At 72.7% G+C, this 981-nt stretch carries 1 pseudogene; it reads left to right on the top strand.

The annotated features are described in order from the left end of the window. Positions 1 to 63 precede the first annotated feature (63 nt). Positions 64 to 981, top strand: a pseudogene (locus tag AC07P1_RS33695) (hypothetical protein); the annotation flags it as partial.

The raw sequence follows: 981 nt of genomic DNA, 5'->3' as shown, positions 1-981 counted from the left end.
TCGACGATGTCGACCGAGTCGACTTCGGCCACAACGGCAACGGCGACGACGTCCGGCGCGCGCGTGAACTACTTCGATGAATCGGGCAACGCCATCGTCGCCGTGAAACCGGGCGACACCTTGCAAAGCCTGGCGCAGGCGGCCTATGGCAACGCCGACCTGTGGTATCTGATCGCCGACGCCAACGGCATCGCCACCAACTCGGACCTGTCTCACCTCGGCTCGGTCAAGATTCCGACCTCGTCGACGGCGACGGTGACCTCGAGCGCAACCGGCGAGGTCACCTCGTCGAGCACCACGGTGTACCACTCGACCGACGGCGGCACCGCCGGCATCTCGGAATCGGACTTCTGGAACCTCGTGCCCGGCCAGCCGGGCCACGGCGGCGGCGGTTGCGGCGGGCTGGGCAAGGTGCTGGTGATGGTGGTGGCGGTGGCGGTTTCGGTGGTGGCAGGCCCGATCGTGCTGGCGGCGATGGAGGGCGTCATGGGCGCCGGCCTGGGCGCCACCATCGCGGCCGGGGCCGTCACGGGCGCGGCCGCCAGCGCGGCCTCGCAGGTGGTGGGCATCGGCATCGGCGAGCAGTCCGGCTTCAACTGGAAGGGCGTGGCGCTCGGCGCGATCGCCGGCGGCGTCTCGGCCGGCATCGGACCGGCGGCCTCCGCCGCCGACCCGGACAGCTTCCTGGGCGGCCTGGCCGGGCCCGGCGTGCTGGAAACGGCCGGCCGCGCGGCCGTCGGCAACGTCGTCACGCAAGGCGTCGAGGTGGCGGTCGGTTTGCAGGACCACTTCAGCTGGACCGGCGTGGCGGCGGCGGCCGCCGGCGCGGGTGCGGGCGCGGCCGTTGACGGCACCGTCGGCGGCGCGCTCGGCGGCGACATGGGCACGGCGGGCACCATCATCACCAACACCGCCTCGGGCCTGGCCTCGGGCGTGGCGTCGACCATCGTCACCGGCGGGCACATCGATGTCGGCAACATC

The organism is Duganella sp. GW821-FHT07F09 (assembly GCF_059418705.1).
Note: the sequence above shows the minus strand (reverse complement) of the source record. Positions and strands in the feature narration are given on the sequence as shown.